13 protein-coding genes are annotated in these 15729 nt (G+C 38.4%); 12 read left to right on the top strand and 1 reads right to left on the bottom strand.

Annotation, left to right across the window (positions count from 1 at the left end; genetic code table 11):
• Positions 1–113 precede the first annotated feature (113 nt).
• Positions 114–1568 carry an NADP-dependent isocitrate dehydrogenase gene (locus ACFSKV_RS08305; protein ID WP_380801493.1) on the bottom strand — a complete coding sequence of 485 codons (1455 nt, stop codon included), beginning with the start codon at positions 1566–1568 and terminating at the stop codon, positions 114–116.
• A 226-nt stretch (positions 1569–1794) separates the two neighbouring features.
• Between ACFSKV_RS08305 and ACFSKV_RS08300 the strand changes: the two genes are divergently transcribed.
• From ACFSKV_RS08300 to ruvA, 12 genes are all read left to right on the top strand, one after another.
• On the top strand, positions 1795–2580 hold the full coding sequence (locus ACFSKV_RS08300; RefSeq protein WP_380801492.1) for an enoyl-CoA hydratase/isomerase family protein: 786 nt from the start codon (positions 1795–1797) through the stop codon (positions 2578–2580).
• Between the two features lie 20 nt (positions 2581–2600).
• Positions 2601–4124, top strand: a complete 1524-nt coding sequence (locus tag ACFSKV_RS08295) for a lipopolysaccharide biosynthesis protein (RefSeq protein WP_380801491.1) — start codon at positions 2601–2603, stop codon at positions 4122–4124.
• Positions 4121–4555, top strand: coding sequence for a dUTP diphosphatase (dut, locus tag ACFSKV_RS08290; RefSeq protein ID WP_380801490.1), 435 nt, complete (start codon positions 4121–4123; stop codon positions 4553–4555). The genes ACFSKV_RS08295 and dut overlap by 4 nt, the downstream gene beginning before the upstream one ends.
• 186 nt (positions 4556–4741) lie before the next feature.
• Positions 4742–6472, top strand: coding sequence for a tetratricopeptide repeat protein (locus ACFSKV_RS08285; RefSeq protein WP_380801489.1), 1731 nt, complete (start codon positions 4742–4744; stop codon positions 6470–6472).
• Entirely contained in the window at positions 6465–7205 is a 741-nt protein-coding gene (gene lolB1 / locus ACFSKV_RS08280) for a lipoprotein insertase outer membrane protein LolB1 (protein WP_380801488.1), read from the top strand. The genes ACFSKV_RS08285 and lolB1 overlap by 8 nt, the downstream gene beginning before the upstream one ends.
• A gap of 3 nt (positions 7206–7208) precedes the next feature.
• A complete protein-coding gene (locus tag ACFSKV_RS08275) occupies positions 7209–8453 on the top strand; it encodes a murein hydrolase activator EnvC family protein (protein ID WP_380801487.1) in 1245 nt (414 codons plus the stop codon).
• A 113-nt stretch (positions 8454–8566) separates the two neighbouring features.
• Positions 8567–8770, top strand: coding sequence for a twin-arginine translocase TatA/TatE family subunit (gene tatA / locus ACFSKV_RS08270; protein WP_130275151.1), 204 nt, complete (start codon positions 8567–8569; stop codon positions 8768–8770).
• 21 nt (positions 8771–8791) lie between these two features.
• Positions 8792–10222 carry an Asp-tRNA(Asn)/Glu-tRNA(Gln) amidotransferase subunit GatA gene (gene gatA, locus ACFSKV_RS08265; RefSeq protein ID WP_380801486.1) on the top strand — a complete coding sequence of 477 codons (1431 nt, stop codon included), beginning with the start codon at positions 8792–8794 and terminating at the stop codon, positions 10220–10222.
• Positions 10223–10236: 14 nt separating this feature from the next.
• Positions 10237–11646: a lytic transglycosylase domain-containing protein gene (locus ACFSKV_RS08260; RefSeq protein WP_380801485.1), complete on the top strand. Its 1410-nt coding sequence runs from the start codon at positions 10237–10239 to the stop codon at positions 11644–11646.
• A 73-nt stretch (positions 11647–11719) separates the two neighbouring features.
• Positions 11720–12826 carry a DUF4837 family protein gene (locus ACFSKV_RS08255; protein WP_380801484.1) on the top strand — a complete coding sequence of 369 codons (1107 nt, stop codon included), beginning with the start codon at positions 11720–11722 and terminating at the stop codon, positions 12824–12826.
• 22 nt (positions 12827–12848) lie between these two features.
• Entirely contained in the window at positions 12849–15119 is a 2271-nt protein-coding gene (locus tag ACFSKV_RS08250) for an NADP-dependent malic enzyme (protein ID WP_380801483.1), read from the top strand.
• Positions 15116–15715 carry a Holliday junction branch migration protein RuvA gene (gene ruvA / locus ACFSKV_RS08245; RefSeq protein WP_380801482.1) on the top strand — a complete coding sequence of 200 codons (600 nt, stop codon included), beginning with the start codon at positions 15116–15118 and terminating at the stop codon, positions 15713–15715. Before ACFSKV_RS08250 ends, ruvA begins: the two co-directional genes overlap by 4 nt.
• Positions 15716–15729 lie beyond the last annotated feature (14 nt).

The raw sequence follows: 15729 nt of genomic DNA, 5'->3' as shown, positions 1-15729 counted from the left end.
TCCCCTATACCTTGTGGGGATTTATAATTGTAAAGCCCTTAAGCAAATTTCAACTTAAGGGCTTTGTTTATTTTATTAATACTTTTTCTAATCTAAGTAGTTTGACTTAAGGTTTACTCACCTTGCGCCAGGGAATATCCTCTGACACCATCAAAAGCATAAAGGTGTTCAGTTTTGATAAAGTCAAAGCCCAACCCTTTAATCTGTTTGAGCAACTCTAATACATCATCATGACTAATAACTGATTCCTCAGCGGTTTTGAACCGGCATCTCCAGTGGTCAGTACAGAAGGTTTCCGGCATACCATCAGGGAAAACTTTCACCCCTCTGTTGGTAATCAGTTGAAGTTTTAAACCTTTGACATCGGCTTTTCTCAATTTTTCACCGATTACATTTGGGTTTCTGTTTTCCTCATCCCAATCTATGAATACATCCACACCGATCAATTCTTTTTTGGCTTTTGTTACAGGCTTTAACCTGATATTCAGAGGAGCTGTGGAAGATTTGTCAAATACAGCAGGAGTCATATTGGAAGGTTTTTGACCCAATCTTTCAATGACAGCTTGGGCAAATTCCTGGGTTCCTGATTTTTTGGATGAGATTCCCTCCTGGTAAATGTCTCCCGTATGAATCCCATCTTCCAAAGTTTTCATCCAGGCATTGGCTATTTTTTCTGCAATTTCTGGTTGTCCTATATGAACCAACATCATTATAGCTCCATTCAGTAAACCGGATGGGTTGGCAATATCCATTCCCGCAATATCAGGAGCAGAACCGTGAATAGCCTCAAACATGGCCACTTCCTGCCCTACATTTGCAGAACCGCCAAGTCCTACTGACCCGGTAACCTGTGCAGCAATATCTGAAATGATGTCACCATACAAGTTTAATGTAACAATAACATCAAAAATTTCAGGTCTTTCAGCGATCAAGGCAGACCCAATATCGATGATTTTATGGTCGGTTTGAATATCCGGGTATTCTTTGGCAATCTCATTAAAAGTTTTGTGGAATAGACCATCAGCAAGTTTCATGATGTTGTCTTTTGTCATGCATGTGACCTTTTTACGGCCATATTTTCTAGCATATTCAAAAGCATAACGGATGATTTTTTCGGAACCTGGTTGGGATATCAATTTCAAGGTTTGATAAACCTCTTGGGTCTGTCTGTGTTCGATTCCCGCATAAAGATCCTCTTCATTTTCCCGAATGATCACCATGTCGGTCTTGGGAAAATGGGTTTTGATAAAGGGAGAATAAGCCTTACAGGGCCTAACATTGGCAAAAAGACCAAAGGATTTTCTGGTTGTGACATTTAAACTTTTAAATCCTCCGCCTTGTGGAGTAGTAATAGGCGATTTCAAAAAAACTTTTGTTTCCCTTAAAGAATCAAAAGATTTCGGCTCCATTCCTGAACTTATTCCCTTCAAATACACCTGTTCGCCGATTTCTATGACATCATATTCCAACTGGGCACCCGAGGCTTCAAGGATTTTAAGAGTCGCGTCCATGATTTCAGGCCCTATTCCATCGCCATAGGCCACGGTAATTTTTCTTTTTGCCGACATATAAAATTGATTTAAATGATTATTCAATATGAGGCAAAAGTATAAAAAAATGGCTGATTAGACCGGGAAACCTATCTTAATTTAGCACTTTAATAGGTGAATATTAAAATAATTCAAATAGGCAAAGGATCAGTGATAAGTCCTGGATCTATTGTATTTTTCTAAGAAATCCTTTGGGAATGTGCTTCCTGCTTGTATATTTGATCTCTAACCTTCACCTATTTCTATGGCTGATAGCAAAAATATACTTTCTGAAGAAAAGGAAGGCATTCTCTATTTGACGGTGAACAGAGAGTCCAAATTGAATGCGCTTAATTTTGCAACCCTTGAAGAAATCAGAGATATTTTTAATGAAGTTGCTGATAACAAACATATCAAAGCGGTCATTATTACAGGATCCGGGGAAAAGGCATTTATTGCCGGGGCGGATATCAGTGAAATTGCGGAACTGAATGAATTGAATGCAAGGAAATTTGCAGAAAATGGTCAGGAAATTTTCAGTTTGATTGAAAATTGCCACAAACCGGTAATTGCAGTCATCAATGGCTTTGCTCTTGGAGGAGGCTGTGAACTGGCAATGGCATGCCACATGAGGGTAGCCACAGCAAATGCTAAATTTGGGCAACCTGAGGTAAATCTGGGCATCATCCCAGGATATGGAGGCACCCAAAGACTGACTTATTTGATCGGAAGAGGGAAAGCCAATGAACTCATGATGACAGGAGATATGATAGGAGCCCATGAAGCACTTTCTTTGGGCCTTGTCAATTATGTCTTGCCTTCAAAAGGAGAAGCCATGACCAAAGCAGAGGAAATCCTTCTTAAAATAATGAGCAAAGCGCCTTTGGCTATCGGAATGATTGTCGATTGTGTCAATGCAGTATTTATTTCCGATGAAAATGGATACCAAACAGAAGCTAACAGTTTTGCACGGTGCGTGAAATCTGGAGATTATAAGGAAGGTACTTCAGCCTTTTTGGAAAAAAGAAAACCAGTATTCAAAGGGGAGTAATTCCCCTTTTCATTTTTAAAATGAGCCAAATCAAAAAGCTTGCAGGCCAGACAGCCATATATGGCATCAGCAGTATACTTGGGAAAACCATTAATTTTTTGCTTTTACCTATTTATACGGCATATTTGGATAAGGAAGCATTGGGTTCATTTACTGCTATTTATGCTTTTATAGCTTTTTTGAATATCATTTTCACTTATGGCATGGAAACAACCTATTTCCGGTATGCTACCGGAAAAGGGCTGGATCCTCAGAAAGTATTTGACCAAATACAATCCCTTTTGATTACCTCCTCTCTCATTTTGGGAGCTTTGATTTATTTCAGTGCCGTTCCATTATCAGATTGGTTGGGTTATCCTGGTCAAGAGCATCTATTTAAATGGGCAGCATGGATTTTGGCGATAGATGCTGTGCTGGCATTGCCTTATGCCAAATTACGGAAGGAAAATAAAGCTTTACAGTTTGCAATGACCAAACTTTTAAATATCCTTTTGAATGTTGGCTTGAATGTATTTTTCATTGTTTTCTGTTTTCATGTTTGGACAGGGGATATTTTCCCATCTTTAAGGCCTTTGGTTGAAAGCTTTTATGTATCAGGTTGGGGAGTGGATTATATATTATTATCCAACTTGATAGCCAATGCTCTCATGCTTCCCGTATTATTCAAATTGTCTGGAAAATTTATCTTCCACATTGATAAAAACTTCCTAAAACCTATGTGGCATTATGCAGTCCCATTATTGTTTATGGGTTTGGCTGGAGTGACCAACGAAGTTTTTTCAAGGGGATTATTTGAATATGTATTACCTGAAAACTTCTATGAAGGCTTAAGCCAAAGAGAGGCAGGTGGTATTTTTGGTGCCAATTTCAAATTGGCTATATTCATGAATTTGGTTATTCAGGCCTTTAAATATGCAGCTGAACCATTCTTTTTCAATCAATCTTCTGACAAAAACAGTCCTGAACTTTTCGCCAGAGTAATGCATGCCTTTGTCATTTTCTGTACCACCCTAATGGTTGCCATTTCAGTAAATCTGGATTTGTTGGGGAAACTTTTCCTTCGGGGAGAAGGCTATGGTGAAGGGCTTTATATCGTTCCGGTTTTGCTATTTGGTTATCTCTTTTTGGGAATTTATTTCAATCTAAGTATTTGGTTCAAATTAACAGATCAAACTAAATATTCCTTTTATCTAACCCTGATGGGTGCCTTGATTACAGTTTTGGTTATTTTTCTTTTCGTTCCAATGTTGGGTTACCTTGGAGCGGCTTTGAGTACACTGGTCTGTTATTTTGTAATGTCAGTGGTCTGCTTTTTTTATGGGCAAAAATTTTTCCCTATTCCGTATAAGACCGGTAGAGATTTGTTTTATCTCTTTTTTGGCTTTGGATTAAGCTATTTGGGCTTTTATTTTAAATTTGACATTCCTATGCTTCAATTTATCTTGAAGAATGGTCTTGTGATTATTTTTGTTATTGTAGTTTTGTTTTTTGAAAAACAGGAGATAAACGAAACCTTACGCAAGATAAAAAGTATAAAATCATGAAAATTAAGGTAATCAACCAGTCCAAACATCCCTTACCTGAGTATCAGACGCCATTGGCCGCAGGATTGGATCTAAGGGCAAATCTTGAGGAGCCTGTTCTTCTCAATCCCTTGGAGAGAAAGCTGATCGGGACTGGCCTGTATATTGAGCTGCCGGCGGGATATGAGGCCCAGATCAGACCAAGAAGTGGCTTGGCCTATAAATACGGATTGTCAGTGCTGAATACCCCGGGGACCATTGATGCGGACTACAGAGGAGAAGTAAAAGTGTTATTGGTAAACCTTTCCAATGAGCCATTTAAGGTAGAAGATGGCGAGAGGATAGCCCAGATGGTTGTGACAAAACATGAGCAGATTCAATGGGAACTTTCCAATGAATTGTCAGAAACTGAAAGGGGGGCTGGGGGATATGGAAGTACCGGTAAATCCTAATCAGAAAATTAAATATTGTTAAAAGGCCTTATTGTTTGAGAAGGACATTTTGTCAAAGAGAACAAAAAGGCATTAAGTTTGTGTTTAGTTAAAAAACGGTCAACCTTTATCAGCTAAGTTTCAAAAAACCACAAAGTTTATCTAGATTTAGTCTGGCCAAAATAGTTTTGAATTAACGTACACTTCGTGAAGATCCATCTAAAAATTCTATTTTATTTCCTACTGATTTTTTCGCTGGGCATCCAGGCAATTGCACAGGAAAAGCTTTCCAAAAAAGAAAGAAAAAAGCAAATGGAGGAAGCTAGGGCGTCCAGGCTTTTCATTGACGGTCAAAGATTCCTGATGTTGGAAGATTTTGATAGGTCATATTTTTATTTCCAGAAAGCCCGTGAGATGAGCCCTAATTCTGCAGCCATCAATTTTAAAATTGCAGAATTATTGCTTCGTGCCAATAGGGTGGATGATGCGGTGGAATATGGAATGAGGGCGGTTCAGGAAGATCCGGATAACAAATATTACAATTTGGTAATGGCTGAAGTATATTCCAAACAAGGACAGCCTCAAAAAGCCGCAGAAATTTTAGAAAATTTAATGGCCAATTCAGAGGAAAATCAAAATTACATTCTTGATTTGGCCTCATTGTATTTAACAGCTGGTGATTTTGATCATGCGCTGAATGCCTTGGACCGTGCAGAGGATTATTATGGGGTTGCTGAACAATTGACTATTCAAAAGCAAAGGATTTATCTGAGGAAAAATGATTTACCAAGTGCGATTAAAGAAGGGGAAAAACTTATAGATGCCCATCCCGGGAATTCCCAATACGTACTTAACCTGGTCGAAATTTTATTTAACAACGGAAGGACTGACCAGGCCATTGACCTGATCAATAAGTCCCTGGACAGTTATCCCAATCAACCCGAACTCCAACTTGCTGCCTATGCGCTATTTAAGGAAAAAGGGGAAGTGGATAAATCAGAGGAGCTCATTCAGTTGGCCTTTTCTAATCCGGATTTGGAAGGAAGGGTGAAAGCCGAAGCTTTTTCAGGTATTCTTCAAGAAGTCAAAACTGTAAGAAGAGATGCTCTTCTTGATAATTTAGAGAAAGAATTATTGGAACTTCACCCAAATGATCCTGATGTTTTGACCATAGTTGGAGACCGGTTTTTATTTGAAAACAATAAAACAGCTGCTTTGGAACAATATAAAAAAGCGCTTTTAATAAGCCCATCAAATGAACAGGTACTTCAAGGGGTAATTACTTTGATGTTTGAATTAGGAATGGATTATGCCGAAATCGAAAGCTATACGAACATTGCAGTGGATGAATTTCCTGTTAGGGCTGATTTTTGGTTTTTTGATGGCACTTCAAAACTTGCACAAAAGAAAGGGGAAGAGGCAGAAGTGTCTTTTTTGACTGCTATGGAGGTAAATGAAGGAAAAAATAAACAGCTGGAATTGCTTATCAAAGCATCATTGGGGGATACCTATCATTTGAATGGAAAAAGTGAAGAGGCGTTTAAAGCTTATCAGGAGGTGTTGTCTGCAAGACCGGAAGATGAGCATGTACTCAACAACTATGCATATTATTTGTCGTTAAAAAAGCAGGACTTGGAAAAAGCCAAAGAAATGTCAGGTCTTTTGGTTAAGAAGTTTCCTAAAAATGCTACATACCTTGATACGTACGCCTGGGTTTTATTTCAATTAAAAGACTATGAAAATGCCAAGATATATATGGAAAGGGCTTTGGAAAATGAAGAAAAACCAAGTGGGGTAATGTTAGAACATTATGGAGATATTCTTTATCATTTGGGAAAAAGGAGTGAAGCCATAACATATTGGAAAAAAGCAGAGGGAGGGGAAGAAACTTCAGAATTTTTATATAAAAAGATTAAGGATCAAAGATATTATGATTAGGATATTTTTAGGGAGTATTTTATTATTGTTGGTAATGTTAGCGGGTTGTGCTAAAAAAACCAATCTCTATACTTCAGACGAGGTGATGCAGGAATTTGAGCCTAAATACCTTGAATTTGATTATTTATCTTCCAAAGGCAGAATAGTAATTGAGGAAGCAAGCGGGAAAACGACAAGAGGTACGATCAGTTTCAGAGCGAAAAAAGACTCTATCATTTGGTTTAGTATCACGCCCGGATTGGGATTGGAAGCATTCAGGGGTTCTATCACAAAAGATAAAGTCAGAATAAAAGATAGACTGAACGGTCAGGATATCAATATGAGTTTTCAGGAAATTGAAGACCGTTATGACCTTAAGCTTTCGTTGGATTTACTTCAGAATTTGGTCTATTCAAATATTCCCCATGAATTCAGTTATAGGGATAGATTGATCAGGATTGGGCAATATTTTGAACTTACACAAGTTAGAGATGGCGTAAGGTATCATTCCAGAGTGGGTACAAAACATGGAAAGGTAGAGGAGTTAAGCAGTACCTCCATGAAGGGAATGGGTTCTCTTTTGGCAAGTTACCCCACCTTTGAAGATGTGGGAAACCAGCCTTACCCCAATAAGATGTTATTGAAAATATCTTACAATACCCCGGAAGGAGATCAACAGGTAGCTATTATTAACTTAGAAATGAGTAGAATAGAATTACAGGAAACATCCTTATCTTTTCCCTTTCAATTTTAAACTATGAATGAGATCAGGATTTTAATAGTTTTGATATTGTTTTCGTGGATTTTTTCCGTACAGGAAGCTTATGCCCAAACAAAAAGAACAAGGGCTGAATTGGAAAAAGAAAAAGCAGAAATCCAAAAACGTTTGCTTGAATTTGATAAGATTTTAAAGAAGACAGCGGAATCCAAAAAAGTTTCTGTAGGTCAACTGAATGCAGTAAACAAACAGCTTCAAAACCGGATCAATTACATCAATGCCTTGAATAGGGAAATGAGGTTGTTGGATTTGGAAATCAGAGAAACCCAAACCAAAATCACATCTTTGGAAGAGGATCTGGAGAACTTAAAAGCAGAGTATTCAGACATGATTTATACTTCTGCAAAGTTAAATCAAGGTACAACCATGACAGCTTTTGTATTCAGTTCCGAAACTTTCAAGCAGTTTTATATGCGTTTGAAATATTTAAAACAATATTCCGATGCCCGTAAAAAACAAGTGGAACAAATTGGAATTGTAACTGCAGAACTGGATGAACAAAAGAAGGAGATAGAACAGAAGAGGGTGGAGATGCAGACAGTCATTAAACAGGAACAACAGCAAAAGCAACAACTCGATAAAGCTAAAGAAGAACAACAGGCCATAGTAAATGGGCTGAACCGCCAAGAACAGGAATTGAGAAAGGAGATTGCTGCGGCAAGACAACAGCAGGAAAACCTTAATAGGATGATCAAATCAATCATCGAAGAAGAAATAAGGAGGGCAGAAGCTGAGGCCAAAAAGGCCAATTCAACTGCCAGCAAAGCATCAGGTAGCAGCATCCCTTTAACCCCTGAAGCTGCAGCGCTTTCAAACTCATTTGCAGGAAACCGCGGAAAACTGCCATGGCCAGTGGAGAGTGGATTTATTTCAAGACCTTTTGGGACGCATCCCCATCCCACATTAAAGGGGATAACAGAAGACAACGATGGAGTGGATATTCAAACTACCCCCAATGCCACAGTAAGAGCTGTCTTTGATGGAGAGGTTACCAAAATCTTCACAGTTCCAGGGTATGGAGGCACCATTGTGATTAAACATGGGGAATATTACACCATGTACAGTAAATTAAAAGTTATCTCAGTTAAATCAGGAGATAAAGTAAGTGCAAAACAAGTACTTGGTCAGGTCTATACCAATAAGGATGGTGTAGCCGAAGTTCACTTTGAAACCTGGAAAGGATTACAGCCACAGAATCCTTCTATATGGCTGGCAGGTAGATGATGTAAATAATTCGTATATTTATAAAAAAACAAGGATATAGCTTTAGGTTTCCTTTGTGTAAGAGTATCACAAGTATATCTTTGTAATTAATTAATAACCTAAACAATACCAACATGACTACATTGGGTTTCTTTCAAAATATGGGTGGAGGATCAATCATTCTTATCATCCTTGTGATTCTCTTACTTTTTGGAGCTAAGAGGATCCCAGAACTGGCTAGGGGGCTTGGAAGAGGAATCAGAGAATTCAAAGATGCCACCAAAGAAATTCAGGAAGATCTAGAAGAAGGTCTGAAAGAAAAAAAGAAAAAAGAGTAAACGGAACCAAAGATAAAGAACTTGGAAAAATTCCTTTCATTTGACGATATAAGGAAGTCGCTGGAAAATAGGGAGACCAATTGTAAGGCGATTGTCAATTACTACCTAGACAATATTCAGACGAAGGCGCATCTCAACGCCTTCGTTGAAGTTTATAAGGAATCCGCTTTGGAACAGGCTGCTAAGGTGGATGAAAAAATTGCTTCAGGCAAAGCTGGAAAATTGGCAGGGATGGTGATTGGTATTAAAGACGTATTGGTGTATAAAGACCATGAAGCCAATTCTTCAAGCAAGATCCTTAAAGGATTTATTTCCCAATTTACAGCCAGTGCTGTTCAGAAATTGATCGATGAGGACGCGATTATTATAGGAAGGCTTAACTGTGATGAATTTGGGATGGGAAGCTCCAATGAAAATTCTGTGCATGGGAAAGTGTTGAATGCAGCTGACGAAACCAGGGTGCCAGGTGGGTCCTCCGGCGGTTCTGCTGTAGCAGTTCAGGCAAATTTATGTACGGTATCCTTGGGAACTGATACCGGTGGTTCGGTTAGGCAACCAGCGGCATTTACTGGAATTGTAGGGATTAAGCCTACTTATTCCAGAGTTTCCAGATGGGGTCTGATTGCATATGCTTCCTCTTTTGATACTATAGGTGTTTTTTCCAGAAATGTAAAAGACAATGCATTGGTATTGGAGACCATGGCAGGCCCTGATAATTTTGACAGTACTGTGTCCAAAAAGCCTGTCCCCCATTATTCTGAATTATTGCACTTTGGGAAAAGGGCAAAAGTGGCGTATCTGAAAGAAACCCTTGAATCACCTGCTTTGCAACAGGAAATCAAGGAGAATACTATAGCAGTGCTTGAAAAATTAAAACAGGAAGGGCATGAAGTAGAGGAAGTTAATTTTCCTCTTTTGAAATATGTTCTTCCAACTTATTATATATTAACTACTGCAGAGGCAAGTTCAAACCTTTCCAGATTCGATGGAGTAAAGTTTGGATACAGAAGTCCAAATGCCCATAATTTGGAAAGTATGTATAAAAAAACCAGATCTGAGGGTTTCGGTGAGGAAGTTAAAAGAAGAATAATGTTGGGAACTTTTGTGTTAAGTGCCAGCTATTATGATGCCTATTTCACAAAAGCCCAAAAGGTCAGAAGACTAATTAAAGAATTTACTGAGAATTTGTTAACAAAATATGATTATATTATTATGCCAACTACGCCATCTACAGCGTTTAAGTTTGGAGAACATAGTAATGACCCAGTAGCCATGTATTTGGAAGATTTGTTTACTGTTCAGGCATCTGTCTCTGGAGTTCCGGCAATTTCGCTTCCTAACGGAAAAGATAAAAAAGGACTTCCAATAGGGATTCAAGTGGTGGCAAATTCATTCAAGGAAGCTGAATTATATGCTTTTGCAAACTATCTAATGGGTCTTAATTCGAATTAAAACAGAATCTGATCATGGAAAAGCTTGTTAAAACCATCTCATGTATTTTATTTCCAATGTTATTGGTTCACCAACAATCCCATGGTCAGGAATTATTTGAATTAAATAATGCCTCTATTGATGAGGAGTTGATCATTCCCTCTTATCAGTTCGAATATATCCCAGACTTTACCTATGAGGAAGTAGCAAAGAGAGTAAGGGCTATGGATACAGGTATGTCATTTGAACTCAATGAAAGAATTTTTTCTTTTATCAATTATTTCACAGTCAGAAATAGGGAATATACAAAAATGGTATTAAGAAAAAAGGAAACCTATTTTCCTCTTTTTGAAGAAACCCTTGCTCAATATGATATGCCTGATGATATCAAATTTCTTTCCATTATTGAATCAGGATTAAATCCAAGAGCTAGATCGCGGGTGGGTGCTATGGGCTTATGGCAATTTATGCCGGCTACAGGAAGAATGTACAACCTTCATGTCAATTATGATATTGATGACCGAATGGATCCTGAGCTTTCAACAGAGGCAGCTGCAAAGTACCTTAAATCACTTTACAGAATGTTTGGTGACTGGGAACTGGCATTAGCGGCATATAATTGTGGGCCTGGAAATGTAAGGAAAGCAATAAGCCGATCCGGTGGAAGAAGGACTTTCTGGGAAATCTATAACTATCTTCCCAAAGAAACTAGAGGTTATGTGCCTCAGTTTCAGGCAATGATGTATGTGATCAGATATGCGGAAGAACATAATTTAATCCTGGAAACGCCTTCTTATCCTTTGGCTTTTGATAGGATTAAATTCAATCAAGCTTTGGATTTAGAGCAATTGGCTTCAATTAGCGGTATTTGTATTGAGGATTTAGAAGAACTTAATCCATCTCTTAAAAACAGGCTGTTGCCCAGTTCTCATCAACATTATGCTTTAAGGGTTCCTAAAGCCAAATCTGATTTCATTGTAGAGCACAAGGAGAAGTTTTCAGATGCTATTAAATTGACATCAGAAAGAACAGTGGAATTGAGATTGGCAAGCAATCAAACAACCAATAGATCTGTAGTTCAGGTGGGAGTGGGAGAAAGAATTGCCTATAAAGTAAAACCAGGGGATGCATTGGGTAAAATTGCCCAATTGCATGGCACTTCAGTGGAAAACATTAAAGCATGGAACAATCTTTCTTCGAATATGATCAAAGTTGGACAGACCCTTTATTTATATTCCGGAAAAACCAGTACTAGTAATTCAATTGCCCAAAATAATGTTTCTGCAAATCCTGTCACAGACGGAAAGTTTTATACTGTTCAACCTGGAGATTCTCTCTGGTTGATTTCAAAAAAATTGAATGGCCTGACTGTGGAGCAAATTAAGCGGATGAATAATCTCAATTCAAATCAAATAAAGCCAGGGCAAAAATTAATCATAGGATAACTATTTGTTTAGTAAAACTTTTTAATCCATTGATTAATTTTTAAATTGTTAAGGCTTAAAAAATCAAAAGTGTATGAATATCAGGAAAATAGGTTTTGTGATGGCCATAATCATTGCAGGTGTATTTCTTTGGGGATGTAGTACGGATGATGAAAGTTCCAAAACATCTAATAAACCAAAAGCAAGGGGAGCAATAGGGGAGATTATCCTGGCCATTGACTCCACCAAATGGGAAGGTAAGGTTGGTGAGGCTCTGAAAGAGATATTTCAAGAGGATGTCCATGGTCTCATCAGGGATGAAAGTATGTTCGATATCCGTAAGGTAGATCCCCGGGGTATGACTAGGATATTGAAGATGGCAACCAATATTGTCTATGTTACAACATTTGATGATAAAAAGGCAGCAAGTCAGAATATCAACGCCTTATTTACCAAAGAAGCAAAGGAAAAAGCAGCCAATGACCCTTCCCTATATTTTTTAAGAAGTGTGGATGAATTTGCTTTAGGCCAGGAAGTGGTCTATTTGTTTGGAAATAACGAAGAAGAACTGATTAACAATTTAAGGGCGAATAAGAATAGGCTTCAGAATCTTTTTCATGTTCGAGAAAGAGACAGATTGGAAAAGGTGCTATTAAACCGTAAAAGTTCTGCGGCAAAGGTGGCAGGAGAAAATCTAGGGTTGAATATCAATGTTCCCGCATCATACCAGGTCGCCAAAGCAGAAAATAATTTTTTATGGTTAAGGCAACCGACCCCCAGATCGGACAGACCGGATATCAGTTTGTTTTTTTATGAAACCAACTATACTTCAGAAGACCAGGTATTTCCTGAATCTGTTTTAGAATTAAGGGAGAAGATTACCAAACAGCATATTTATGGAAATCCGGCAAACAGGAATTCTTATCTTGTTACCGAGAGGGTAGATCCTAATCCTGTTATTAATAATTTCAAAATAAACGGTAATTTTGCGGTCGAAATCCGTGGAGGTTGGAAAACAAATAACCTCAGTATGGGTGGGTCTTTCCTCGCTTATGTTATTGTGGATGATAAAAATGGCAAACTTTATTATATGGAAGGTTTTGTCTATTATCCCAATGAGGCACACAGGGAATCCATTCGGGAGATTGAAACTATTTTATTGGCTACGGAAGTCCTTGCAAAAGAAGGATTATCCAGCTGATTTCATTTAATAATAAACCTATATGGCCATCAAAATCCGTAGAGAGGACGCTCTTAATTACCACGTCCAAGGGAAACCCGGAAAAATTGAAGTTGTACCTACAAAACCACTTTCAAGTCAATTAGATCTTGCATTAGCCTATTCTCCCGGCGTAGCAGAACCATGTAAAGAGATTGCTAACGATAAAGAGAATGTTTATAAATATACCGCAAAAGGGAATCTTGTTGCCGTTATTTCCAATGGAACAGCGGTTTTGGGATTAGGGGACATTGGCCCTGAAGCTTCCAAGCCTGTGATGGAAGGTAAGGGTGTTCTTTTTAAAAAATTTGCCGGAATTGATGTTTTTGACATTGAAATTGACGAGAAAGACCCCAAAAAATTAATCCAGATTATCAGATCCTTAGAGCCAACTTTTGGTGGGGTCAATCTTGAGGATATCAAAGCACCGGAATGTTTTGAAATAGAGCAGACATTGAAAAGGGACATGAATATCCCGGTGATGCATGATGACCAACATGGAACAGCCATCATTTCAGGAGCTGCCCTTTTGAATGCGCTTGAAATTGTTGGTAAAAAAATTGAAGAGATCAAGCTTGTTGTCAATGGAGCAGGGGCTTCTGCCGTTTCCTGTACCCGATTTTACATGACATTGGGAGTCAAGAAGGAAAACATTGTGATGTGTGACAGGGAAGGGGTAATCCGATCAGACAGGACAAATCTTGATGATATCAAGAAGGATTTCACAACGGATAGGGATTTACATACACTGACAGAATCTTTGGAAGGTGCGGATGTGTTTTTGGGGCTCTCGAAAGGGAATATAATGACACCAGATCAAGTTTTGAAAATGGCGGCAAATCCGATAATTTTTGCATTGGCCAACCCTGATCCGGAGATTGCCTATGATTTGGCAATGTCGGTAAGGGAAGATCTTATTATGGCTACCGGTAGATCGGATTATCCTAATCAGGTGAATAACGTTTTGGGATTTCCTTACATATTCAGGGGAGCATTGGATGTGAGGGCTACTTCAATCAATGAGGAAATGAAGTTGGCTGCGGCGAAAGCCATTGCTGCTTTGGCGAAAGAACCTGTCCCTGAAATAGTTAATAAAGCATATGGGGATGCAAAAATGTCATTTGGAAGATTTTATTTGATCCCCAAACCTTTGGATCCACGATTGATTACCACCATTGCACCGGCAGTAGCAAGAGCTGCAATGGAGTCTGGAATTGCAAAAGATGCCATCATTGATTGGGAGGCTTATAATCTGGAATTGCAGGAAAGAATAGGTATAGATCAAAGGTTGATGCTTAGGGTGGTTACCAGAGCCAAAAAGGATCCTAAGCGGGTGGTCTTTGCAGAAGCCGATAATGTGAAAATTCTTAAAGCAGTTCAGATTTTAAGAGATGAGAAAGTTGCTGTTCCAATTCTTTTGGGTAAAAAACACAAAATAGACGAAATTATCCAAGAAAATAACCTGGATCTATCAGGCGTGACCATAGTGGATCCCAATGAAGATGAAGATAGATTGAGGAATTATGGAAACCTTCTTTTTGAAAAAAGGAAAAGAAAAGGACTGACACCACAGGAGTGTTATAGATTGATGAAGGATAGGAACTATTTTGGGTCCATGATGGTGGAATTGGGAGAAGCTGATGCCTTGATTTCAGGTCTTACCAAGGATTATCCGAAGACCATACTACCTGCCCTGCATGTGATAGGGGTAAGGGAAGGCACTGACCGTGTGGCAGGGATGTACATTATGAATACCAACAGAGGTCCATTCTTTTTTTCAGATACAACTGTCAATGTTAATCCTACAGCCGAACAATTGGTGGAAATTATAGGCCTAACTGCGCAAGGGGTAAGGTTTTTCGATATTGAACCAAAAATAGCTGTCCTTTCCTATTCCAATTTTGGATCTGCAAAAGGAGAGGTTGCTACTAAAACTTCTAAAGCAACGGCTTTGGCCAAAGAGAAATTTCCGGAATTGGTGATTGAAGGAGAAATGCAGGCCAATGTTGCGCTGAATGAAGAAATCCAGCTTGGGAATTATCCATTTAGTGCTTTGATTGGAAATAAGGCAAATACCTTGATTTTCCCTGATTTAAGTTCAGGCAATATTGCCTACAAATTGCTGTCTGAGTTGGGACATGCAGAAGCAATTGGACCTGTACTTTTGGGAATGAATAAGCCCGTGCATATATTACAGCTTGGTAGCTCCATTAGGGAAATAATCAATATGGTTGCTATAGCTGTTGTTGATGCACAAACCAGTTCAAAAAAATGATCGCATATCTTAAAGGAAAGCTTGTATATAAAGATCCTACTTTTGTAATAATAGATATTTCAGGGGTGGGTTACCATGTAAAGGTCTCATTACAGACTTACTCGAAAATTAAAGATGAGGAGCATATTATGCTCCTCACTTATTTGCATATTAAGGAAGATGCCCATACTTTATATGGGTTTAAGGAAGAAAATGAAAAAAGGCTTTTTCTTCATTTAATTTCCATATCAGGTGTGGGTCCGAATACAGGATTAATGATTTTATCGTCATTGAGTTCAGAAGAATTGGAGAATGCCATTGCGCAGGAGGATTTTAGAACTATTCAAAATGTAAAAGGAGTTGGCGCCAAAACAGCCCAAAGAATCGTTCTGGAATTAAAGGATAAAGTAAAACGTGACAGTTTGGCCGAACTAGCACAGACACAATCAGGATTCATTAAAACCGACAATAAAATTAGAGAGGAAGCGTTAAAGGCCTTGATTACTCTTGGATTTCCGAAAGCTACAGCGGAAAAAAACATTGCGACTGTACTCAAAAAAACAGGTTCAGAAATTTCATTAGAAGAATTAATTAAAGCATCTTTAAAGACACCTTAATTAACCTTTAAATC

The organism is Shivajiella indica, assembly GCF_042683085.1.
GTDB classification, from domain to species: Bacteria; Bacteroidota; Bacteroidia; order Cytophagales; family Cyclobacteriaceae; genus Shivajiella; species Shivajiella indica.
The sequence above is the reverse complement of the archived record's forward strand: the minus strand, read 5'-3'. Positions and strand labels throughout refer to the sequence as shown.

Coding starts and splice junctions, on each gene's coding strand:
- ACFSKV_RS08305 (WP_380801493.1), bottom strand. CDS start 1,568: ATGTCGGCAAAAAGAAAAATTACCGTGGCCTATGGCGATGGAATAGGG.
- ACFSKV_RS08300 (WP_380801492.1), top strand. CDS start 1,795: ATGGCTGATAGCAAAAATATACTTTCTGAAGAAAAGGAAGGCATTCTC.
- ACFSKV_RS08295 (WP_380801491.1), top strand. CDS start 2,601: ATGAGCCAAATCAAAAAGCTTGCAGGCCAGACAGCCATATATGGCATC.
- dut (WP_380801490.1), top strand. CDS start 4,121: ATGAAAATTAAGGTAATCAACCAGTCCAAACATCCCTTACCTGAGTAT.
- lolB1 (WP_380801488.1), top strand. CDS start 6,465: ATGATTAGGATATTTTTAGGGAGTATTTTATTATTGTTGGTAATGTTA.
- ACFSKV_RS08275 (WP_380801487.1), top strand. CDS start 7,209: ATGAATGAGATCAGGATTTTAATAGTTTTGATATTGTTTTCGTGGATT.
- tatA (WP_130275151.1), top strand. CDS start 8,567: ATGACTACATTGGGTTTCTTTCAAAATATGGGTGGAGGATCAATCATT.
- ACFSKV_RS08260 (WP_380801485.1), top strand. CDS start 10,237: ATGGAAAAGCTTGTTAAAACCATCTCATGTATTTTATTTCCAATGTTA.
- ACFSKV_RS08255 (WP_380801484.1), top strand. CDS start 11,720: ATGAATATCAGGAAAATAGGTTTTGTGATGGCCATAATCATTGCAGGT.
- ACFSKV_RS08250 (WP_380801483.1), top strand. CDS start 12,849: ATGGCCATCAAAATCCGTAGAGAGGACGCTCTTAATTACCACGTCCAA.
- ruvA (WP_380801482.1), top strand. CDS start 15,116: ATGATCGCATATCTTAAAGGAAAGCTTGTATATAAAGATCCTACTTTT.